Raw genomic sequence first — 21,325 nt, forward strand, 5'->3', positions numbered from 1 at the left:
ACAAACAATTAAGTATGGAGTTATTTTTTGATCCCAAGTTTGATGGGAATGGTATTTTAAACGAAGTAGAAAGCAAACATTGTATCAATGTATTACGCCATAAAGCAGGTGACAAAGTAACTGTAGCTAATGGCAAAGGTCAATACTATTCTTGCCAGATAATTAACCCACATCCCAAACGCTGCGAACTGGAGTTAATAAATACCGAGAATTTTCCTCCAAGACCATATAAGATTCATCTGGCGGTAGCGCCCACTAAAAGCATTGATAGATTTGAGTGGATGATTGAAAAGGCCATGGAACTGGGGGTTGACGAAATAACACCATTGCTCTGCCAGCATTCGGAACGTAAAAAGATTAGAACCGACCGCATTGAAAGAGTTGTAATTGCGGCTATGAAACAATCTTTGAAGGCCTATCTTCCTAAAATAAATGAACTAACACCTTTTGATGTATTCATCAAACAGCTTAAAGACAGCAAAGCTTATATTGCGCACTGCTATGAATCAAACAAGCGCCCTTTGAAACTGGCTTATCAGGCACAAAGCAACTGCATATTATGCATTGGCCCCGAAGGTGATTTTAGCGAACAAGAAGTTGAGATGGCAGTTAATGCCAATTTTCAGCCTGTTTCATTGGGTTCCAGTCGACTCAGAACCGAAACAGCAGGTGTAGTAGCATGTCACACAATCCACCTGTTAAATGACTAGCGAACATATATATGTCATTCTCATCTTTGTATCGGGAATGGGAATTGCCCTGGGCATAGTGGCCTACGAGTATTTCAAGTTCAAAAAATCGCACACCATAACTCTTAAAGTAGCACAGCAGTCTCCCCGGTGGAAAAAGATTCAGCAAATACTTGAAAATAATTTTTCCTATTACAGGCAATTACCATCAGAATTAAAGCCAGATTTTGTGTTTCGCACCTATAAGTTTATGAAGCGATGTAACTGGATCTCATCCAGCCAGCCAATAGTTAACTTACACCAGAAAACGCTAATATCTGCTTCAGCAACTCAACTCACCTTTGGTTTGCAAGAATTTGATTTCGGTCGCTTTAAAACCATTCTGCTACATGATGATGCCTATTACAATCGCCAAACCCGCCGCTACCACCGTGGCGAGGTTAACCAGGCCGGATTAATTGTATTATCCTGGAAATATTTTGAGGAAGGCTATGCTGATGAAAATGATAAAGTAAACCTTGGGCTTCATGAAATGGCCCATGCAATGGACCTGGCACTTCACCTGTCTCATGGACGTATTTACAATGTCCATCGCTTAATGGAGAAATTCAGGCAATCAGCCTTTGAACAGCTTATTGAAATGCGCCGTAAAGGCAATGACTTTTTCAGAGAATATGGCACTACTAATCCCCGAGAATTTTTTTCGGTGGCCGCAGAGCATTTTTTCGAGGCTCCTGTTGAGTTCAGAAAACACTTGCCCGATTTATACCTTGAGTTATGTCAATTACTGAATCAAGATCCGGGTAATAATGTATTCAGAGGCTATAAACCGCCGCACACTCATCAGTTTAAAAATACACTTAGTACGGAAGCTAAACGACACTGCAAACCTCTTTTGACCTTGAAGCCTAACATAAATCTGTTCGTTCCGTTTATAACGTTCACCCTATTGCTAGCCCTCCTTTTTCCCGTCATTAAAAGCATTTACCCAAACAGTTTGGCCTACACCCTAATGCCATTATTATTTGCTTACCTATTGGGTATATATCTCATTTATCATTCTAAAGCAAATAGTCTTAAACTAATTGACAGTCACTTATTTATTAAGAAAATTTTTATAAAACAACCTGCACTGTCTGTGCATCTTAAAAACCTGGTTAAAATCAACTTTACCTATATGCTGACCTACTACCGGGTTGATTTCTCCTATTTTGAAGGTGAGGAGATAAAAGTCAGCTCACACTCGCTGTACTTTTCGCCGAAAAGCATAAAAAAGCTGGAGCGGTTACTACTCCAGCAAAACATTCGTATTAAGCACAATAACAAATGGCTTAAAAAAGAAAGCACCTGAATCAGATATATTCATTCAGAAAGTGACTTTCCATATATTCCTTAAACTCCTTTGTCATATTACGGGATAGATCGCCAAGCATGCATGAACCTATAATACAGGTACGTTTATCGCCCGGACATGACTGGATGGCCACTCTCCCCTCAATGGCCTCATAAATCATTAGTAACGAAATTTCTTCTGGCTCCTGCTTGAGTACAAACCCCCCACTTGGGCCACGGTTCGATGCCACAAAATCTTCTTTTGCCAATCGCTGCATCACTTTTGCAACATGATGTTTTGAGCTCTCAATAGCTTCTGATATCTGATTGACATTAAGTTTTGTGTCACTTCTGGCAATTAGCACCATAGAATGAAGAGCTATGGATGCAGCTTCTGAAAGTGTTACTATTTTTGACATATTCCGTAAAAAAAGGAAATTGAATACTTAAATATTTATTTGAACAAAAGTATAAAAAAACCCGTAACTACAAGAGCTACGGGTTATAATATTAAAACTTTCTATTGTTGCTCGTATTTTAAAGTATTTGTGGTAAGGTCACATACCTCAGAAGGACCAAAATACTGAATAGGACCTGGATACATATAATTGGTGTTTAATGCCCATTCTTCACGGTTTTCAACCAGTTTCTTGAATGGTGCACCATTTAACTGTACCAGTGCCTTCTGAATTACCGGCTTCATCTCACCATGACGCTTCTCCATGTTCATCATCATTGTTACTGGTACACCGCCTGCCATCCATTCTGATGAAGGAGCAGTAAGGTTACGTACTGATGCCATATAACCGGTCTTGCCTTCTCCAATTAGCATTGAAGCTGTGTTACCAAGTGAGTAACAGTAATCAGCATCAAAGTTAGAAGGAGCTGCACAACGCCCCTCGTAACCAAAGAAGTGTGGCTGGCCTTTAAATTTGCCTTTGAATTCACCTGCTTTTTTCATGCTTTTCAACTTGGCTTTCACCATGTCAATCAACATTTTTTCTGTTTCGATAAGTGATACTTGAACATTTCCATGTGGATCACGATCCAACATTAACTGGTTGGCAATTGAGTTTGGCAATGATACGAATACTTCACGCGATTCGTCAGAAATACGCTCAGCTACAAATTCTCGTTTTTCTTTGTTGCCTTCTAATGCATTAACAGCCTCTTCGTTATGTGCCAGGAAGTCGTTTAACTCTGCTATTAACTTCTTCATAGCAGGAATAAACTCAACTAATCCCTCAGGAATCAACACTGTACCAAAGTTATCTCCGTTTTCAGCACGCTTAGCCACAATATTGGCAATGTAACTTACTACATCATCCAAGGTTTGTTGCTTAGCCTCTACTTCTTCTGAAATAATGGTGATATTTGGCTGAGTTTGTAAAGCACACTCTAAAGCAATATGAGAAGCAGAACGCCCCATTAGCTTAATAAAGTGCCAGTACTTTTTAGCTGAGTTGGCATCACGCTGGATGTTACCAATTAACTCGCTATATACCTTACAGGCAGTATCAAATCCAAATGATGTTTCAATCATTTCGTTTTTTAGGTCACCATCAATCGTTTTAGGTACACCAATCACCTGCACACCTGCTTGTTTCTCTTTGTAGTATTCAGCTAATACACATGCATTAGTATTTGAGTCATCGCCACCAATAATAACTAAAGCCGTAATACCTAACTCTTTGCAATTAACTAAAGCCTTTTCGTATTGCTCTGTTTCTTCCAGTTTAGTACGTCCTGAACCAATAATATCGAAACCTCCGGTGTTACGGTAATGGTTTACTATATCCTCAGTCAACTCAATATACTGATTATCAACCAAACCACCAGGACCACCCAGGAAACCATATAATTTATTCTCCGGATTCAACTTTTTTAGTCCGTCGTATAATCCCGAAATCACGTTATGTCCACCTGGCGCCTGACCACCAGAAAGAATCACGCCTACATTCTGAGCTGCATATTCCTTTGCGTCACCTGGCTCAAATGTTAAAACAGGCATACCATAAGTATTTGGAAACATCTTTTCAATATCTGCCTGGTCAGCTACTGATTCAGTTGCTTTTCCCTCTACAATCTTAATACCACCTTTTAAAGATGATGGCATTTTAGGCACGTAGCTTTCGCGTGCAATCTGAAGTGGACTTTTAATCATCATACTGTCGTGTATTGTTTTAATTTGGTATCTGTACAAAAATGTGTTTTATAACACCTTTTTTCTAATGAATTGCAAATTTGCTTATATTTTTTCAAAACAGGAAGGCTCAATATTAACAATTTACAATCTTTAACTTATTTAGAGTGAATTTGATTAAAGTTTAAAACAAAGCCTTCTGTCAGTTTACATTTCAATAGCTTTCTTTCCTGTTAAAGTTCCAAACTGTTTTTATCATTTTTTTACCATTCAAAATTGATTTGCAGAATTTTAGATAATAACTTGTATAAAAACAACAATCATCTAAAAACCGATTTTGGCATCATGAATCTAAAAAAACACATTTCAAAAACCATTGCCATACTTACCGGAGGAGGCGATGTACCAGGGTTAAATCCGGCGATAAGAGCAATTACTATACGGGCAATCAGAGAAGGTTTTAAAGTAATTGGCATTAAGAATGGCTGGAAAGGAGTTATCTCAATTAATCCGCTCTTACCTCTCGAAGAACAAGCTTATTGCATCCAGTTAGACGATCATATGGTTAACAGACTGGGAAGAACGGGTGGTACATTTCTGCATTCAAGTCGGACAAAAGCTGATAAAGTACATATAAATGAAGTGCCCGATCACCTGAAAGGCAGCTATAAAGATGAGTACAATGATTTAACCTCGGAAGCCGTCAAAAACCTAAAACACCTGGGTATTGATTACCTGATACCAATAGGCGGTGACGATACCTTAAGTTACGCTGTCCGGCTGCATCACGAAGGTGTTAAAACCATTGGCGTACCCAAAACTATGGATGGCGATGTACCAGGAACTGAATACTGTATAGGCTTCAGCACCTGCGTTACCAGAACGATTGAGCTCACTCACGCTTTACGTACTTGTGCCGGTTCACACGAACGTTTCCTGGTATTAGAAGTATTTGGCAGAAATGCAGGCTTCTCTGCCCTGCTTCCAACTATGGGAGGTGCAGCCGATCGTTGTGTAATACCCGAACACCAGATTAATATTGAACAGCTGGCAGCTTTAATGGTCGAGGACCGCAATAACAACCCCAGCAAATATTCGGTAGTATTAGTCTCTGAAGGAGCAAGTTACGAAGGCGGCAACATACTATATTCCAGTCACGAAACGGATGCCTTTGGTCACAAAAAATTAGGTGGTATTGGTGAAGATATTGGTCAGCAGCTCAAACGCCTTTCGCCTAAATTTAACAATGGCAAAACCATCAATGTAGTGAACCAAAAGTTAGGTTACCTGGTGCGCTCTGGCATGCCAGATGCCCTGGATTCGATTGTGCCTACTGCCTATGCTAACCTGGCAATGGATTTAATTATACAAGGCTTATCTGGTCAGATGGTTTGCATCAATGATGGAAAATATAATCATATATCAATTGAGGCAGTCAAAAAAGACGAGCATGGTCAAAGTACCAAGAAGGTGAATGTCAGTAAATTCTATGACACCAATCGATACCGCCCCAATTATTCCAATATCATTGGCGACCCCATGTTGATATTAACGCGCGAATAAACAAAAAGGCCTTGGAGTTAAACATAACTCCAGGCTTTAACTTTCAATAACCTTTTTGGACAACAATATTTGCTATATTTGGTGGCATAAAGCAAATAGCCATGCAGTTTTCAGTAATAATTCCTATCTACAACAGGCCTGACGAAATTGTTGAATTGTTAGAATCTTTAACACTACAATCTGCTAAATCTGTATTTGAAGTTATTATTGTTGAAGATGGTTCTTCAACCCCATGCAAGGAGGTTATTGAGCCCTATTTCAGCCAGCTAAACCTGCATTATTACACACAATCCAACCAAGGACCTGGAATGGCCCGAAACCATGGAGCGGCAAAAGCTATAGGAGAATACCTGATTTTTTTTGACAGCGACTGTATTATTCCATCTAATTACTTTAATCATGTGATTGAGCATTTAGAAATACAACCCCTTGACTGTTTAGGCGGCCCGGATAGGTCACATCCTTTTTTCACACCTATTCAAAAAGCCATTAGCTATTCAATGACCTCACCAATTACAACTGGTGGCATACGTGGCGGAAGCCGAAAAATGGATAAGTTTTATCCCCGCAGTTTTAATTTGGGGATCCGTAAAACAGCATTCGAAGCCATTGGTGGATTTGCTGATATGCGCTTTGGGGAAGATCTCGATTTAAGTATGCGAACGATGAATAGTGGTTATAAAGTTGGCCTTATTAAAGAAGCTTACGTATATCATAAGCGCCGTACACATTTTAAAGCCTTCTTTAAGCAAGTCTTTAACTCTGGTATAGCCCGAATTGATTTATCGCTTTTACACCCAGGCACATTAAAGCCGGTTCACCTTCTACCATCAGTTTTCACCATTGGCTATCCCCTTTTGCTGGCTCTGGCTTTCATCTGGTCATCATGGTTCTCACTACTCTTTCTTTTGTTTCCAGCCATTATCTATCTGGACGCTCAATTGAGAACAAAGAGCTTCCTGGTAGCCATATTAAGCACATGGGCTTCGTTAATACAGCTAACAGGATATGGTACTGGTTTTCTAAAAGCTTTTTGGGTACGAATAGTAAAAAAGAAGGGCGCCTTTCACAATTTTGCCAAATCCTTTTACGATTAATTTATCACCATACCATTCTCACAGCCTAATACATTCATTGACTGATACGAGCGGGCAAATGCCTTGATGCTGGATATTATGAATTCGTGTGGCCGTAACTCTGCATTATTAAATAATGCATCAGGCAGGTTTTCAAATACCGACAATAGCATATCAGCCTCTTCTTCGTAGGCTGCATAATCTTGAGTAGTTGTTTTACGCATAGGCACTGCTATTTAATTTTATATTACAACTAAATAACGCAGTGCAAACGATTATATTGTACTACTGTAATGTTAAAGAAATATTCCGTTCTTCGGCTAGCCTGCGCAGGTTCATTAATGCATAACGCATTCTTCCCAGGGCAGTATTGATGCTTACATTGGTTTCTTCAGCTATTTCTTTAAAACTCAGATCACGGTAATGCCGCATCATCACAACCTCTCGCTGGTTATCAGGTAATAATTTTACCAACATACCAACTTCCTGCATCACTTGCTCATATACCAATTGTTCTTCTATAGATTTATCTGAAAATGAAGTAGAGTTAAACAAATCATACTCATAATTATCATTTGAGATAACCGACTGATTCTTTTGCTTACGATAATAGTCGATAATGAGGTTATGCGCAATACGCATTACCCAGGAAGAAAATTTGCCTGTATCATTGTAGCGACCATTTTTAAGGGTTCGTATAACGCGTATAAACGCTTCCTGAAAGATATCTTCAGCAAGTTCCTGTTGTTTTACACACATTACAATGTAAGAAAAAATCTTTGCCTTGTGACGCTCAATTAGTACATCTATTGAACCAGCATCACCAGCAACAAAATCCTTTACAAGTTGCTCATCAGAAAGCACTAATTGCTTTTCCATAATCAATTATTTTTAAACATCTCGTAAAGGTGCGTCGATAGGCATATTTTTTAAGAAATAACTACTTAATTGTTTTCGGTTGTAAAAAAAGTAAAAAATTGTTTAAAAACCAAATACCATTGACTGCAACTATCTACGCTTTGAAGTGTTTCAATTGTAATATCCAGCATATATCTTTGTTTGCACAAAAAGATTTGTAAGAGCATGCAGAAAAAAGCAATTACAGTTAAAGGAGCCAGAGTTCATAATCTTAAAAATATAGACATAGAAATACCTCGCAACCAATTCATTGTTATTACAGGAGTTTCTGGTAGCGGTAAGTCGTCTTTGGCATTTGACACATTATATGCCGAAGGTCAGAGACGCTATGTTGAAAGCTTAAGTGCATACGCCCGTCAGTTCTTAGGACGATTGGATAAACCAGATGTCGACTTTATTAAAGGTATCCCACCTGCCATTGCCATTGAGCAAAAAGTAAATACACGTAATCCGCGCTCTACAGTAGGAACCAGTACTGAAGTGTATGATTATATCAAATTGCTATTTGCGCGCATTGGAAAAACTATATCACCCATAAGTGGTAAGGAAGTAAAAAGGCACTACACCAGTGATGTGGTTAATTTTATTAAACAGCTACCCAAAGGATGTAAATTAGCCATACTTTCCCCGATAGTATCTGCCGATGACAGACAATGTCATGAACATCTTGACATACTGCTTAAGCAAGGCTTTAGCCGCGTTGAAATTGACAATCAATTTATACGTATCGATGAGCTTCTGACAGAAGAGAAGAACATAGCACAAGCATGTAAAGAAATGCTTCTGGTCATTGATCGTCTATCGGCCAGCGATGATGAAGATACTTTAGGTCGCCTGGCCGACTCCATTCAAACCGCTTTTTATGAAGGTAAAGGCGAATGCTTTGTAAAAGTATATGAAGGCAGCACCACAACAGTTCATGAGTTCTCGAATAAATTTGAACTTGACGGTATAGAGTTTGAACTCCCCACAGAGCACATGTTTACTTTTAATAATCCGGTAGGTGCTTGTCCCGAATGTGAAGGATTTGGCAATGTAATAGGTATTGATGAAGATTTGGTCATCCCCAATAAGGGACTATCCGTATTTGAAGATGCAATAGCCTGCTGGAAAGGTGATAAAATGAAAGAATGGAAGGAGCGACTGATTAGAAGTGCTCACCATTTTAATTTCCCGGTACACAGTCCGTATTTCGAATTAAGCCCGGAACAAAGAGAGCTATTATGGACCGGCAACAGGCACTTTAAAGGATTAAATGCCTTCTTCAAACATGTGGAGGAAAAGCAATATAAGATACAGTACCGAGTTATGCTTTCGCGATACCGTGGCAAAACCACTTGCCCTGCGTGCAAAGGCACCCGACTGAAAAAAGAAGCAAGCTGGGTGAAAATCGGTGATAAAAGTATTCATGAGCTAGTTGTTCTGCCTATAACCGAGCTACAGAACTTCTTCATGGATTTGAGCCTATCTGAACATGAAGTGGATGTATCAAAGCGGCTACTACACGAAATTCGCACCAGACTAAGTTTCTTATGTGATGTTGGACTAGGATATCTAACACTGAACCGATTGTCTTCTACACTATCAGGCGGAGAAAGCCAACGAATTAATCTGGCTACCAGTCTTGGCAGCAGTCTTGTAGGTTCTTTGTACATACTTGATGAGCCTAGCATTGGCCTTCACTCTCGCGATACAGCATTGCTTATCAATGTACTTCGCAACCTGCAGCAGGTTGGCAATACCGTTATTGTGGTTGAGCACGATGAAGACATCATCCGTTCGGCCGATACAATTATCGACATCGGTCCGTTAGCCGGCCGTTTAGGAGGCGAATTGGTTTTTCAAGGCGATTTCAGGCAACTGAAAGCTTCAGACAAAAGCTTAACTACGAAATACCTTAATGGCACAGAAGCCATCGCCATTCCGCATAGTAGAAGGTCATTCAATGATACTATTAATATTTCTGGTGCCTGCGAAAACAATCTGAAGAACATTAACATCAGATTTCCGCTCAACATAATGACGGTCATTACAGGTGTATCAGGCAGTGGCAAGTCATCATTGGTGAAGAAAATCCTCTACCCTGCCCTAAAAAAGCGCTTGGGTGGTTATGCTGATAAAACAGGCTCCTTTGATCTTATTGATGGATCAATTAATAAATTACACGAAGTTGAATTTGTTGACCAAAACCCAATTGGTAAAAGCTCACGCTCTAATCCGGCAACCTACCTGAAAGCCTATGATGAGATTCGTAAGCTGATGGCCGATCAGCAAGCCTCCAAGAACCTAGGCTTAAAGCCTTCACACTTTTCGTTTAATATAGATGGTGGCAGATGCGAGGAATGCCAGGGCGAAGGCACCATTAAGGTTGAGATGCAATTTATGGCCGATATTGTACTACAGTGTGAGAGCTGTAAAGGAAAACGCTTCAAGGACGATATTCTGGAAGTAAAATATAACGGCAAAAATGTGTATGACATACTGGAAATGACCGTAAATGAAGCCATTGATTTCTTTGGTGAAAGTAGCAAGAGTACTGAGAAACGCATCATCAAACGCCTCAAACCATTGCAGGATGTTGGACTGGGATATATTAAACTAGGCCAGTCATCCAGTACACTTAGCGGAGGTGAAAGTCAACGCGTTAAACTGGCCTTTTACCTGGCTAACGAAAGAAGCCAGCCAACTATGTTTATTTTCGATGAGCCAACAACTGGTTTGCACTTTCATGATATTCGTAAATTGCTCGATGCTTTTTCTGCCCTCATCAAAAATGGCCATTCACTAATCATTGTTGAGCACAACATGGATGTGATTAAATGTGCCGACTGGGTAATTGATTTAGGGCCTGAAGGAGGAAATGATGGTGGCTTCCTGGTATACGAGGGAACGCCCGACGACTTATTGAAATGTCCAAAATCTTATACAGGCAAATACCTTCAGCCCTATATAACAACAAAGAGCTCTTAAAAAGAGCTCTTTGTATTTTATGTATTAGGTCACTTATTTCTTTTTCTTCTTTCCAGGCTCCAATCCAAACAACACCGATACACATCCATTAATTAAGTCATCTGCTCCGGTGCTTTTTTCCAACACATTCAATTCAACTATCAGCATTTGGGTTGATTCGACTTTAAAATCCCACACCAAACGATAATCGTATTTGATGTTATCAAACAGCACATTTCCTTCTTTATCTAAAATTCGAAAATGAATATCGGGTAACTGCTCAACTTTTGCAATGGCTACCCGGTAGTTCTGTCCGCTAAAAAACGTCTTATACAATTCAGCCTTTTCTCCTTCTTCGAGAATAGTTGCATTATAATTACCATCGTGAATATATTCACCCAAGTAATCCTTACCAACACTTTTTGCAAAATTGATACACTGACTGTTGACATTAAACACGCCAAGAAACAGGCTAATCAGTATGATTGATAAACGCATATTTTCTTGTCAAATCAATTAAGAAACAAATTCAGTTCTGATCTCCTCAACCTTCTTCATCAGCTCTTCAAATACAATAGGAGAAATTACGGCTTCAGACTCAGCTTTGATAGTTGTCACTCGTGATTCAGCATCTGTCTCTGCTTCTATCTTCGAAGTATTACTAATCTCAACCTTTTCAAATATCTCATTCAATTCAGATATACGGTCCAATAAATACTGTACATCTTCATTATCCTGATACTCTTCTAATAAATTAATAACAGTATAAAGACTTAACTTCTGATATACAATACGATCAATTAATCGCTTATTATTTTCTACAGATCCATTGGTCAGGCGAGTTGCCAGATATAAACCTTCTACCCAACCTCCAACGAGAACCATTACTGCAATGGCAGGACGATCATTTTCGGTAAGATAAGCATTTGATGACATAAACGTTTCAGAAATGATATCCAACATCACATCTCTGTTATCGATATTAGCCTCAAGCTTTTTTAATGTTTCCTCATCAATAGCATCCATTATGCCTAAACCATCTGCCAGCCTCTTGGCATTAGCCATGTATTTAATTGAACTTTGAGTTTGATCAAATAAGCTGGTATAACTCAAATCGGCCGAATAAATACCCAGGTTAAGCGCCATTTGACGATTAGTTGAGTACTTATCAATATTAGATAGCGGATTCAAAAGTTCTTCATTGTAGGTGGCACCTGCACGTTTAATCAGCATGGCCGTTTCAAGTGGTGAAGGTAATGAGTAAAAAATAAGTTTAGATTTCTTAAAATCATCTACCAGCTTTCCGTCAACATTAACAGACTCCACAATTTGCTGTTCTTCTGACTTTTGCTTCTTCTGCCCCGAATTACAAGACGAAAAAACAAGAACTCCTCCTATCGCAAGTGATAAAAAGTAAATGGTAGCTTTGGTCATTATACGTTTCATAATGAATGAATATTTGAACTTCTGGTTATTTTAATTTTAATCGTTTCGTTCTTGAAAATTAGTATAAAAATATTAAATAAAACGAATTAGCCCGGCATTTTAGTATTATAAATATTAGCCACAGCTATATAACAATCAATAATTGCTAAAAGTTTGCTGAACCTCTCGACTAACACACAGTCACTTATCAAAAAAGTCCAGCTTCAGCAAGCCGGACTTTTTCAATATTTAAAATTATCAAAATTTCTATTCGTATGATGAGAAATACTTCATAAACTGAGCCCGCTCATACAAAGCTGGATTCTCAATCTTACTGTAGCTCATCAAACCTCTGAATTCTTCGATCGCGCTGTAACCCTTCTCATCCATCCACTGACTTAATACGTCAAGCATTTCAGTGATTACTTTAGGACCATGCTTATACACTGCAGAACAAGTCTGCACACTGGTTGCTCCGGCAAGCAATTGCTTAACCACTGCTGCGCCATCATGAACACCTGTTGAAGCCGAAATATCTATATTATGCACCTTATCTGATGTAATGGCTACCCAACGCAATGTGCGTCTCATATCAGCTGGAGAACTCAACACTTCTGCTGAAGTTAGAGCCATTTTGTTGATATCAATATCAGGCTCATAGAATCGATTAAATAGCACAACCCCCTTAGCTCCTGAAACAGACAGGCGATTGACAACTTTAACCAAATTAGAAAAATAAAGGCCTAACTTAACCGAAACCGGCATTTTTACTACCTTACTCACATTAGTAACTACATCGACATAGAGCTGCTCATATGCTTCCGGATCACTATTTTTATCGGTGTTCAACACAAAAACATTCAGTTCAAGTGCATCAGCCCCAGCTGCCTCTATTTGTTGAGCAAAATCCACCCATTCATCCGATGAGAAGCAATTGATACTGGCAATAACAGGAATATCATATTGCTTTTTGGTTTCACTAATTAACTTTAGGTAATCGGCAACAGAGTTGTCCCGCGTATATCCTTTTACATAATCAGCCGCTTCAGGATAATCAAACCCTTCTCCTTTGTAGATAATGTTGTTTATTTCGTGATTAATCTGCTCTTCAAAAAGCGATTTTAACACTACAGCACCGGCGCCGGCTTCCACAAGTTTACCAATTTTATCTACGCTATTGGTTAAACCTGAACTACTAACGACAATCGGATTCTTAAGTGTTAATCCAAGGTATTTAGTTTCTAAATTTGCCATTGGGGTTATTATTTTTTATACAAGTCTTGATTAAAGCAAATATAAACAAAAGTCCACCACCTGAAAGCTTCAGTGAAAAATTATTGTTGATGACAGCTAATATAGAATGGTTTTAATGATAATTGCGGGCACCAAAAATAGAGCTGCCTACTCGAACCATTGTACTGCCTTCTTCAATAGCAATAAGGTAATCACCCGACATCCCCATACTTATCTCTTTGAATTCCGAACTCTCAGAAAATATTGATTTTTTCAATCTATTGTATAACTCCTTCAATGAATGAAACTCTTTTTTTATCTGTTGCTCATCATCAGTGTAGGTAGCCATACCCATTACGCCGCAAATTTCAATATGACATAATTCATCTAACAATTCCTTACTAAGTAAGCTCATCAACTCATCTTCAGAAAAACCAAACTTACTTTCCTCTTCGGCAATATGCAGCTGCAATAAACAAGGAATTTTACGACTATTCTTCTTTCCTTCCTTATTAATAGTCCTGAGTAACTTTTCGGAATCCACCCCATGAATCAGACTCACAAACGGTGCTATATACTTCACTTTATTGCTTTGCAAATGGCCAATCATATGCCACTCAATATCTTTAGGAAGCGTTTCATATTTAGTGGTTAATTCCTGCACCTTATTTTCGCCAAAGACTCTTTGTCCGGCTTCATAGGCCTCCATCACATCCTCATTGGGCTTGGTTTTAGATACGGCTACCAATAAAGCTCTGTTTTGTATTTGCTGCTTAACGGCTAGTAGATTATCCTGAATTGACATGTTCTGTTTTTTTAGAAGTACAAATGTACAGACTTAGGTGTATAGTACAAAAAAGCCTCCCTGCTAAAGGAGGCTTAAAACGGATATTTAGTTAGTCTGTATTTTTGGTAAAGACTATTTGGATTCTAATTTATGAATAACCAGACCCGAACGCAACTTTGGCTCGAACCAAGTTGTTTTTGGAGGCATGATATTACCAGTATCTGCAATATCAATCAATTGCTGCATAGAAACAGGATACAAAGCAAAAGCTACTTTCATATCACCTGAATCCACACGCTTCTTCAATTCACCTAAACCACGGATACCACCGATGAAATCAATACGTGTTGAACGACGCAAATCTTCAATTCCAAGCATTTTATCCAATACGTGATTAGAAAGAATGGTTACATCCAATACTCCAATTGGATCATTATCGTCGTAAGTACCTTCTTTTGCGTTTAATTTATACCACTTTCCTTCAAGGTACATGCTGAATTCGTGTAGTTGAGCAGGACGATACTCACCTTCTCCCATGCACTCCACGGTAAATACTTCGTTCAACTTCGCTAATAATTCATCTGGCGTTAAGCCATTTAAATCTTTAACAGCGCGGTTGTAGTCAATAATTTTTAATTGATTATCAGGGAAGTGAACCGCCATAAAGAAGTTGTATTCTTCGTCACCTGTGTGATTAGGGTTCTGTCCACTTTTTTCATCACCAATACGCGCAGCAGCGGCTGTACGGTGGTGACCATCGGCAACATAAGTTGCAGGCACTTTCGTTGCAAACAACTCTTCCAAACGGTTATTGATTTCTGCATCGTTGATGGCCCAAAGGTGATGCCCAAAACCATCTTCAGCTGTAAAGTCATAGTCTGCAGCCTGATTTTTCACGATATTCTCTACAATAGCGTCAATCTCTGGTACAGCTTTATATGAGAAAAAAACAGGCTCAATATTAGCATCCAGGTAACGCGTCAGAATCATACGGTCTTCCTCTTTATCCGGACGAGTTAACTCATGCTTTTTGATGATGCCGTTAGCATAATCTTCACAAGCAGCAGCACCCACAATACCATACTGAGTGCGTCCTTCCATTGTTTGCGCATAGATGTAGTACTTGGCTTCGTCATCCTGCACTAACCAGCCTTTTTCCTGAAAAGCTTTGAAATTAGATACTGATTTTTCGTATACTTCTTCAGAATGAATGTCTGTTCCAGCAGGACAATCAATCTCTGCGCGTGTAATATGTAGTAACGAACAATCTTTTCCTTCAGCCATTTGAGCTGCTTCCTGACTGTTCATCACATCGTATGGTAAACAGGCTAAGTCTTGCGAAATATTTTGCGGAGGCCTTAAGCCTTTGAACGGTTTAATAATTGCCATTTCTTAATATTTAGTTAGTTTTTAGTATATAACTGATAAAAATAAAGCAACTACATTGGGGCAATTGCTCTGATACAAATGTAGGTAATCAGTCATAAGTGATTAGGTGACTTTCGTCAACTTTAAAGGTGATTTTAGCTGTTATGTAACACCCTTTACAGAACAATAAGCGCCACCCTGTAAACAGAGCAGCGCTTAATATTATTCCTATATAAGTTAATTACTTATTTACACGAAAAGTTTCATCACCGCTTTCGAAGAAACCGATAATTTGTTTTGCAGCAGCTACCCCGGCATTGATATTAGCTTCAGCAGTTTGAGCGCCCATCTTTTTAGGTGTAAAAAAGAAACGACCTTCGAAATTAGCTTCAAAATCAGCTTTGCAATCCGGAGCGATATCTGAAATGTAAGTAAAGTCAGGACGATCAGCCATTAACTTCAACAATTCTTCTTCGTGAATCACTTCTTTACGAGCTGTATTTACTAAAGCCCCACCTTTTGGCATCTTGTTCAATAAGTCGTAATTGATAGACTGCTTAGTTTTGTCGTTAGCAGGAATATGCAGCGATACATAATCACAAGTAGAATACAACTCTTCTACAGTATCAAGTGGCTTAATACCTGCTGCTTCAATCTTTTCCTTAGCAACAAAAGGATCGAATGCATATATTTCCATACCAAATCCTTTGGCAATTTCAGCTACATAATGACCTACATTACCGTATGCATGAATACCTATTTTCTTACCTCTTAGTTCAGTACCGGCAGTACCATTGTACCCATTACGAGCCATAAACACCATCATACCCAAAACTAACTCAGCAACAGCATTAGAGTTTTGCCCTGGAGTATTCATAGCTACGATACCTTTTTCGGTGCATGCTTCCAGATCCAGGTTATCGTAACCGGCACCTGCGCGTACAACAATCTTTAATTCAGAAGCTGCCTCAACTACTTCGCGGGTCACCTTATCAGAGCGTACGATTAAGGCATGTGCATCTTTTACAGCGTCCAGCAATTGAGCCTTGTCGGTGTATTTTTCAAGCAGTGCCAATTCATAGCCAGCTTCTTTAACAACAGGTGCAATCTGGTCAATGGCTGCTTTAGCAAATGGTTTTTCAGTTGCTACTAATATTTTTTTCATCTCTGCTTAGTATTATATAAGTGTGGTGATAAAAAGTAAGCCCCACAGCGGGGCTTACCAACTGTCTTTATGTTTTTTTGCTTAGTGCTTAGCTTCAAATTCTTTCATGCAGTCAACCAATGCCTGAATACTTGACTTTGGCATAGCATTGTAGGTAGAAGCACGGAAACCACCAACTGAACGGTGTCCCTTAATACCACTCATTCCTCTTGATGAAGCGAAATCAAAGAATTCTTTTTCTAACTCTTTGTATTCATCATTCATTATAAAGCAGATGTTCATCAATGAACGATCTTCAACATTCACAACTGGTGCTTTGAATAAGCGGTTACGATCGATTTCATCGTATAACACAGCTGCCTTCTCAATGTTGATTTTCTCCATAGCAGATACACCGCCCATTTCTTTCAACCACTTTAATGTTTGAAGAGCTGAGTAAATTGGGAATACAGGAGGAGTATTAAACATTGAACCCGCATCGATGTGTGTGCGGTAATCCAACATAGTAGGAATATGACGGTCTACTTTTCCTAATGCATCGGTTTTAACAATTGCAAAAGTTACACCTGCAGGAGCCAGGTTCTTTTGAGCACCACCATAAATCAAAGTATATTTAGAAACATCTACCGGGCGAGAGAAAATATCTGATGACATATCAGCTACTAAAGGTACATTTACATCCAGATCGGTTTTAATCTCGGTTCCGTAAATAGTATTGTTAGTTGTAATATGGAAATAATCAGCATCAGAAGGAATTTCATAGCCTTTAGGGATATGGTTGTAAATGGAATCTTTTGACGAAGCTACTTCAACAACTTCACCAAATCCTTTAGCTTCTTTTAGTGCCTTATTGGCCCATGTACCCGTATTCAGGTAAGCTGCTTTTTTCTGCATCAGGTTGTATGGTACCATACAGAACTGTGTACTGGCACCACCACCTACGAAAACAACTTCGTATCCGGCAGGGATGTCTAACAATTCTTTAAATAAAGCGAGTGCTTCGTCCATAACGGCAACAAATTCTTTACCTCGGTGCGACACCTCAAGCAAAGACAAACCTGTACCGGCAAAATTCAATACGGCATCAGCCGAATTCTTAATCGTTGACTCAGGCAAAATAGAAGGCCCTGCTGAAAAGTTGTGAATCTTCATTTTATTAAAAATTTTAAATACTGCTAATTTACTTTAGTTTGTTATGATTCATGTTTTGAGTGTTTCAAAATTAGGAAATATCTGGCGCAAAGCACACAAAATCAATTAAAATATAGCTTACAATTCAAAAGTAATTTGTGAAATATTTCAACTGATTAACCGAGTATCACCATTCTATTTGAAAAGATAAGTAGCCAGTAATCAACCTTGTACATTTACCAAATCTGGCCACTTCCAAAACATGATAATTATCACTTTTAGTTTAATCTTTTTTAGTGGTATCCTAAACGAAAGGTATCTTAACCACCTTAGCTTTTAGTTTTCGATTACGAACCTTGATGTAGATTTCTGTATCGAACTTAGTATAGCCCTTATTAATGTATGCCATACCAATTCCCTTTTGCAACATTGGTGACATAGTACCTGAAGTCACACGACCAATCACTTCATCATTTTCGTTAACCACTTCGTAGTCTTTACGTGGAATACCTCTATCCTCCAACATAAAACCACGCAGACGTTTCGAAACACCTTCTTCTTTTTGCTTTAATAAGTAATCCTTATCAATGAAGTTATTGTGCTCGTTAAACTTAGTGATCCAGCCTAAACCAGCCTCAATAGACGAGGTTGTATCATCAATATCATTGCCATACAAGCAGAAGCCTTTTTCTAAACGCAACGTATCGCGAGCAGCTAAGCCAATTGGCATAATACCTTCTTCCTGACCTGCTTCAAAAATGGCGGTCCATACTTTTTCGGCATCAGCATTGTGCAGGTACAACTCAAAGCCACCTGAACCGGTATAGCCTGTATTAGAGATAATCACATCATCTGCTCCAGCAATCGCACCAGTTGTAAATGTATAATAAGGTACTGCTGATAAATCAATTTCTGTTAGTTTTTGCAGAACAGCTTCAGCTTTAGGTCCCTGGATAGCCAACTGTGATATATCATCACTCGCATTCTCCAGTTCCGCACCCATGGTGTTTTGCTCATTCACCCAAGCCCAATCCTTATCAATATTGGCCGCATTAACAACTAATAAATACTTCTCTTCTTCGTATTTATACACCAATAAATCATCTACAATGCCACCTTTCCCATTTGGAAAACATGAATACTGTGCCTGTCCAACCGTTAGAGCTGCCACATCATTTGATGTTACTTTCTGGACTAAATCAAAGGCTTTTGGACCTTTCACCCAAAACTCGCCCATGTGCGATACATCAAACACACCCACTCCATTTCTTACGGTCATGTGTTCGTTGTTAATTCCTGAATATTCAATAGGCATTTCGTAACCAGCAAATGAAACAATTTTGGCTCCTAATGACTCGTGAAACTTGTAAAAGGCTGTTCTTTTCATGTTATATTTATATTAATCTTAATACATACAGTTAATTAACATGCACAATTTGATTGAACCATTTTAGTTCAAAGCATGTTGAGCAAATGTAGAAAAATTATCAAGTGCCAAAAAATGATAATTATCGGTTAAAAAACCTAATTAATATCAATAAGCGAAGTTGCAAATTGGGTATCGAATAATTATTTCGGGTAAAAAACCTACATTTGTTAAAATATTTGTAATTTGAGCATGAATAAAACTGAATTCTGACTTATGCCAAACCCATACACACACATAAATCTCAACTACCTGGAGAGCATCACAGATGGAAGCCAGGAGCTTATAAAAGAACTAGTTAGTATTTTTATCGAACAAATACCTGAGTTCAGGGATGGTTTTGATGAGGGCTTAGCTCAGAAAGATTGGAGTAAAATTGCCGCCGTTGCTCACAAAGCCAAATCATCGGTTATGTCAATGGGCATGGATGATTTAGGAAATACAGATTTAAAGAATCTGGAACTATTGGCCAAACTTTTAAAAATTGATGAACTATCACAATGTGAAAATAACTCAGAAGAGGCATTGCAACTGCAAAAAAGCCTTGAGAGTTATTCCAGCGATCGTAAAGACTGGCTGAATGCCAACAAGAGTGAAGGTTCAATTGAAGCAATTATTACGCGTTTTAACCAAACATGCGAAGCTGCAATTTCTGAATTGCAGGATGTATTAGAGAATTAAATATAGACAATATGCTACAAGTTAAAGAACATGATGGTGTAATGTTCGGCTTATTAGCTGATACTGACAGATTAAATGCAACTATTGCACCTGAAGTAAAAGCAGAACTCACAGCAGCTCTCTCTGGTAATGGAGTCAAGATGGTACTTAATTTATCAAACATCAGCTTCATTGACAGCACCGGTATTGGCACCTTAATCAGTGCATTAAAAACAGCCAGGCAAAATGGCGGCACCTTTCAACTATGCTGTATTAAAGCTGACGTGCTAAGCCTGTTAAAACTTATGAAGCTTGATAAAGTTTTTGATATTTTTGAGTCAGAAGAACAAATAGTATAGTTAAAACCGCTTCGGCGGTTTTTTTTAATGCCTCAAATCAGCTGTTTTTAATTGCTGCTCAATGGCACTTAAATTCATTTCTTTGAGATATTCAATAGTTGATTGTGGCAATAATTGATTTAACCTCTGAGCATCATCGTTTTTTATAGCCTGGCGAACTTTACTGGCACTAATAAAATCACCCGCCACTCCTTCCGTTAATTGCTTGCGCTCCACCTCAATTAGCTCAACTCCTTTGAAAGGCAAAATAGTTTTCATGGCCTGGTTATAAAGCTGTGTTGTGGCACAATAGTTTTCGGTACCCACATAGCGTTTACATATACCAAGCTTAGGAACAATATGCTTGCAAAATATTTGTATATCCAATTCGGCTTGTTTCTGAGTCACCATATCTGGCGTTTCATTCTTTAAGAAGTAATTAGGAAAAGTAGCACACGATACAACATATTCACCACCCTTCACAAGCCTGACATTCGGTAAGTGACGTGTTCCTCGTCGTATCATTTCATAGCGATCGCCAAACTTAAAAACCGATTTTTCTGTTTCCACCACAAAAACATACACCAGTTCGTTTTCCACTGCTGCTTTCTCAATCAGGTATTGATGTCCCAATGTAAACGGGTTACCATTCATGACAATTGCAGCCACTTGTTTTTCTCCTCCCGTGGAGCGAATCGTACCTAAATATTTCTTGTAGTCATTAATATCTTTATACCCGAATTCAAAGACCGATATAAGCGGTTGTGCTGACGCAATATGACGATAGCCCAATCCTTCAAACCGGAGAATATTATCGGGCCTTGTAAAAACAAAAGCCTGCTGATAGTGATTCATCACATGCTCAGTAAGGTGAGTAACAATATGTGCGAAGGCTCCCGATTCACGAAAGCGGGGAGCCACAGCAACGTATTTAAGTATCTTACCTAAACAAGATCCCACCCCAACTATATCATCGTTAAGGTTATAAAGAATCACACTGTATTCCACTAATGACTCATCAAAATAAAAGCCCAAAGGGGAAAGAAACCGCCGGATTAAGTCAACATCATATTTACTGCTTAAATCAGGCTCTTCTATTCTAAAATCAGAATTCTCAATCAT

Annotated in this window: 20 protein-coding genes; 7 read left to right on the forward strand and 13 right to left on the reverse strand. The window is 38.7% G+C overall.

Annotation, left to right across the window (positions count from 1 at the left end; genetic code table 11):
* The first annotated feature begins 14 nt into the window (after positions 1-14).
* Both KDU71_RS03480 and KDU71_RS03485 read left to right on the forward strand, forming a co-directional pair.
* On the forward strand, positions 15-710 hold the full coding sequence (locus tag KDU71_RS03480) for a 16S rRNA (uracil(1498)-N(3))-methyltransferase (RefSeq protein ID WP_212188510.1): 696 nt from the start codon (positions 15-17) through the stop codon (positions 708-710).
* Entirely contained in the window at positions 703-2,040 is a 1,338-nt protein-coding gene (locus KDU71_RS03485) for a zinc-dependent peptidase (RefSeq protein WP_212188511.1), read from the forward strand. The genes KDU71_RS03480 and KDU71_RS03485 overlap by 8 nt, the downstream gene beginning before the upstream one ends.
* A gap of 1 nt (position 2,041) precedes the next feature.
* Here KDU71_RS03485 and KDU71_RS03490 read toward each other — a convergent pair whose 3' ends face one another.
* Together KDU71_RS03490 and KDU71_RS03495 are read right to left on the reverse strand one after the other, a co-directional pair.
* Positions 2,042-2,440: an RrF2 family transcriptional regulator gene (locus KDU71_RS03490; RefSeq protein ID WP_212188512.1), complete on the reverse strand. Its 399-nt coding sequence runs from the start codon at positions 2,438-2,440 to the stop codon at positions 2,042-2,044.
* Positions 2,441-2,541: 101 nt separating this feature from the next.
* Positions 2,542-4,188 (reverse strand): diphosphate--fructose-6-phosphate 1-phosphotransferase, encoded by a 1,647-nt coding sequence (locus tag KDU71_RS03495; protein WP_244828161.1) that lies wholly within the window; start codon positions 4,186-4,188, stop codon positions 2,542-2,544.
* Positions 4,189-4,509: 321 nt separating this feature from the next.
* On the opposite strand from KDU71_RS03495, the gene KDU71_RS03500 reads away from it, so the two are divergent.
* Together KDU71_RS03500 and KDU71_RS03505 are read left to right on the forward strand one after the other, a co-directional pair.
* Entirely contained in the window at positions 4,510-5,727 is a 1,218-nt protein-coding gene (locus KDU71_RS03500; RefSeq protein WP_212188513.1) for a 6-phosphofructokinase, read from the forward strand.
* Positions 5,728-5,828: 101 nt separating this feature from the next.
* Positions 5,829-6,824 (forward strand): glycosyltransferase, encoded by a 996-nt coding sequence (locus KDU71_RS03505; protein ID WP_212188514.1) that lies wholly within the window; start codon positions 5,829-5,831, stop codon positions 6,822-6,824.
* On the opposite strand, the gene KDU71_RS03510 is transcribed toward KDU71_RS03505, so the two are convergent.
* Both KDU71_RS03510 and KDU71_RS03515 read right to left on the reverse strand, forming a co-directional pair.
* Positions 6,821-7,027: a hypothetical protein gene (locus tag KDU71_RS03510; RefSeq protein ID WP_212188515.1), complete on the reverse strand. Its 207-nt coding sequence runs from the start codon at positions 7,025-7,027 to the stop codon at positions 6,821-6,823. The two genes, KDU71_RS03505 and KDU71_RS03510, sit on opposite strands and share 4 nt — an antisense overlap.
* A 61-nt stretch (positions 7,028-7,088) precedes the next feature.
* Positions 7,089-7,682 (reverse strand): sigma-70 family RNA polymerase sigma factor, encoded by a 594-nt coding sequence (locus KDU71_RS03515; protein ID WP_212188516.1) that lies wholly within the window; start codon positions 7,680-7,682, stop codon positions 7,089-7,091.
* 204 nt (positions 7,683-7,886) lie between these two features.
* Here KDU71_RS03515 and uvrA point away from each other — a divergent pair, with 204 nt between their 5' ends.
* Positions 7,887-10,691, forward strand: a complete 2,805-nt coding sequence (gene uvrA / locus KDU71_RS03520; protein ID WP_212188517.1) for an excinuclease ABC subunit UvrA — start codon at positions 7,887-7,889, stop codon at positions 10,689-10,691.
* A 33-nt stretch (positions 10,692-10,724) separates the two neighbouring features.
* Here uvrA and KDU71_RS03525 read toward each other — a convergent pair whose 3' ends face one another.
* The 8 genes from KDU71_RS03525 to gcvT all read right to left on the reverse strand — a co-directional run bounded on the left by KDU71_RS03525 (position 10,725) and on the right by gcvT (position 19,166).
* Positions 10,725-11,168, reverse strand: a complete 444-nt coding sequence (locus KDU71_RS03525) for a hypothetical protein (protein ID WP_212188518.1) — start codon at positions 11,166-11,168, stop codon at positions 10,725-10,727.
* 18 nt (positions 11,169-11,186) lie between these two features.
* Complete coding sequence (locus tag KDU71_RS03530) at positions 11,187-12,116, reverse strand: hypothetical protein (RefSeq protein WP_212188519.1); 930 nt, start codon at positions 12,114-12,116, stop codon at positions 11,187-11,189.
* Positions 12,117-12,362: 246 nt separating this feature from the next.
* Positions 12,363-13,349 (reverse strand): dihydroorotate dehydrogenase-like protein, encoded by a 987-nt coding sequence (locus tag KDU71_RS03535; protein WP_212188520.1) that lies wholly within the window; start codon positions 13,347-13,349, stop codon positions 12,363-12,365.
* A gap of 112 nt (positions 13,350-13,461) precedes the next feature.
* Complete coding sequence (locus tag KDU71_RS03540) at positions 13,462-14,133, reverse strand: YggS family pyridoxal phosphate-dependent enzyme (protein ID WP_212188521.1); 672 nt, start codon at positions 14,131-14,133, stop codon at positions 13,462-13,464.
* Between the two features lie 114 nt (positions 14,134-14,247).
* On the reverse strand, positions 14,248-15,504 hold the full coding sequence (locus tag KDU71_RS03545) for a DUF1015 domain-containing protein (protein ID WP_212188522.1): 1,257 nt from the start codon (positions 15,502-15,504) through the stop codon (positions 14,248-14,250).
* Between the two features lie 220 nt (positions 15,505-15,724).
* A complete protein-coding gene (locus KDU71_RS03550) occupies positions 15,725-16,648 on the reverse strand; it encodes a 3-phosphoglycerate dehydrogenase (protein ID WP_212188523.1) in 924 nt (307 codons plus the stop codon).
* An 81-nt stretch (positions 16,649-16,729) separates the two neighbouring features.
* Positions 16,730-17,800 carry a 3-phosphoserine/phosphohydroxythreonine transaminase gene (serC, locus tag KDU71_RS03555; RefSeq protein WP_212188524.1) on the reverse strand — a complete coding sequence of 357 codons (1,071 nt, stop codon included), beginning with the start codon at positions 17,798-17,800 and terminating at the stop codon, positions 16,730-16,732.
* Between the two features lie 283 nt (positions 17,801-18,083).
* Entirely contained in the window at positions 18,084-19,166 is a 1,083-nt protein-coding gene (gene gcvT, locus KDU71_RS03560) for a glycine cleavage system aminomethyltransferase GcvT (protein ID WP_212188525.1), read from the reverse strand.
* 255 nt (positions 19,167-19,421) lie between these two features.
* Between gcvT and KDU71_RS03565 the strand changes: the two genes are divergently transcribed.
* Positions 19,422-19,886: an Hpt domain-containing protein gene (locus KDU71_RS03565; RefSeq protein ID WP_212188526.1), complete on the forward strand. Its 465-nt coding sequence runs from the start codon at positions 19,422-19,424 to the stop codon at positions 19,884-19,886.
* Between the two features lie 11 nt (positions 19,887-19,897).
* Positions 19,898-20,224, forward strand: a complete 327-nt coding sequence (locus tag KDU71_RS03570) for an STAS domain-containing protein (protein WP_244828162.1) — start codon at positions 19,898-19,900, stop codon at positions 20,222-20,224.
* Between the two features lie 24 nt (positions 20,225-20,248).
* Here the strand turns inward: KDU71_RS03570 and citC are convergent, their stop codons facing one another.
* Positions 20,249-21,325, reverse strand: a complete 1,077-nt coding sequence (gene citC / locus KDU71_RS03575; protein ID WP_212188527.1) for a [citrate (pro-3S)-lyase] ligase — start codon at positions 21,323-21,325, stop codon at positions 20,249-20,251.

This window comes from Carboxylicivirga sediminis (assembly GCF_018156225.1).
GTDB lineage: Bacteria > Bacteroidota > Bacteroidia > Bacteroidales > Marinilabiliaceae > Carboxylicivirga > Carboxylicivirga sediminis.

Coding starts and splice junctions, on each gene's coding strand:
- KDU71_RS03500 (WP_212188513.1), top strand. CDS start 4,510: ATGAATCTAAAAAAACACATTTCAAAAACCATTGCCATACTTACCGGA.
- KDU71_RS03550 (WP_212188523.1), bottom strand. CDS start 16,648: ATGAAAAAAATATTAGTAGCAACTGAAAAACCATTTGCTAAAGCAGCC.
- KDU71_RS03545 (WP_212188522.1), bottom strand. CDS start 15,504: ATGGCAATTATTAAACCGTTCAAAGGCTTAAGGCCTCCGCAAAATATT.
- serC (WP_212188524.1), bottom strand. CDS start 17,800: ATGAAGATTCACAACTTTTCAGCAGGGCCTTCTATTTTGCCTGAGTCA.
- KDU71_RS03505 (WP_212188514.1), top strand. CDS start 5,829: ATGCAGTTTTCAGTAATAATTCCTATCTACAACAGGCCTGACGAAATT.
- KDU71_RS03495 (WP_244828161.1), bottom strand. CDS start 4,188: ATGATGATTAAAAGTCCACTTCAGATTGCACGCGAAAGCTACGTGCCT.
- KDU71_RS03540 (WP_212188521.1), bottom strand. CDS start 14,133: ATGTCAATTCAGGATAATCTACTAGCCGTTAAGCAGCAAATACAAAAC.
- KDU71_RS03535 (WP_212188520.1), bottom strand. CDS start 13,349: ATGGCAAATTTAGAAACTAAATACCTTGGATTAACACTTAAGAATCCG.
- uvrA (WP_212188517.1), top strand. CDS start 7,887: ATGCAGAAAAAAGCAATTACAGTTAAAGGAGCCAGAGTTCATAATCTT.
- citC (WP_212188527.1), bottom strand. CDS start 21,325: ATGATTGAGAATTCTGATTTTAGAATAGAAGAGCCTGATTTAAGCAGT.
- gcvT (WP_212188525.1), bottom strand. CDS start 19,166: ATGAAAAGAACAGCCTTTTACAAGTTTCACGAGTCATTAGGAGCCAAA.
- KDU71_RS03525 (WP_212188518.1), bottom strand. CDS start 11,168: ATGCGTTTATCAATCATACTGATTAGCCTGTTTCTTGGCGTGTTTAAT.
- KDU71_RS03530 (WP_212188519.1), bottom strand. CDS start 12,116: ATGAAACGTATAATGACCAAAGCTACCATTTACTTTTTATCACTTGCG.
- KDU71_RS03480 (WP_212188510.1), top strand. CDS start 15: ATGGAGTTATTTTTTGATCCCAAGTTTGATGGGAATGGTATTTTAAAC.
- KDU71_RS03510 (WP_212188515.1), bottom strand. CDS start 7,027: ATGCGTAAAACAACTACTCAAGATTATGCAGCCTACGAAGAAGAGGCT.
- KDU71_RS03515 (WP_212188516.1), bottom strand. CDS start 7,682: ATGGAAAAGCAATTAGTGCTTTCTGATGAGCAACTTGTAAAGGATTTT.
- KDU71_RS03485 (WP_212188511.1), top strand. CDS start 703: ATGACTAGCGAACATATATATGTCATTCTCATCTTTGTATCGGGAATG.
- KDU71_RS03570 (WP_244828162.1), top strand. CDS start 19,898: ATGCTACAAGTTAAAGAACATGATGGTGTAATGTTCGGCTTATTAGCT.
- KDU71_RS03565 (WP_212188526.1), top strand. CDS start 19,422: ATGCCAAACCCATACACACACATAAATCTCAACTACCTGGAGAGCATC.
- KDU71_RS03490 (WP_212188512.1), bottom strand. CDS start 2,440: ATGTCAAAAATAGTAACACTTTCAGAAGCTGCATCCATAGCTCTTCAT.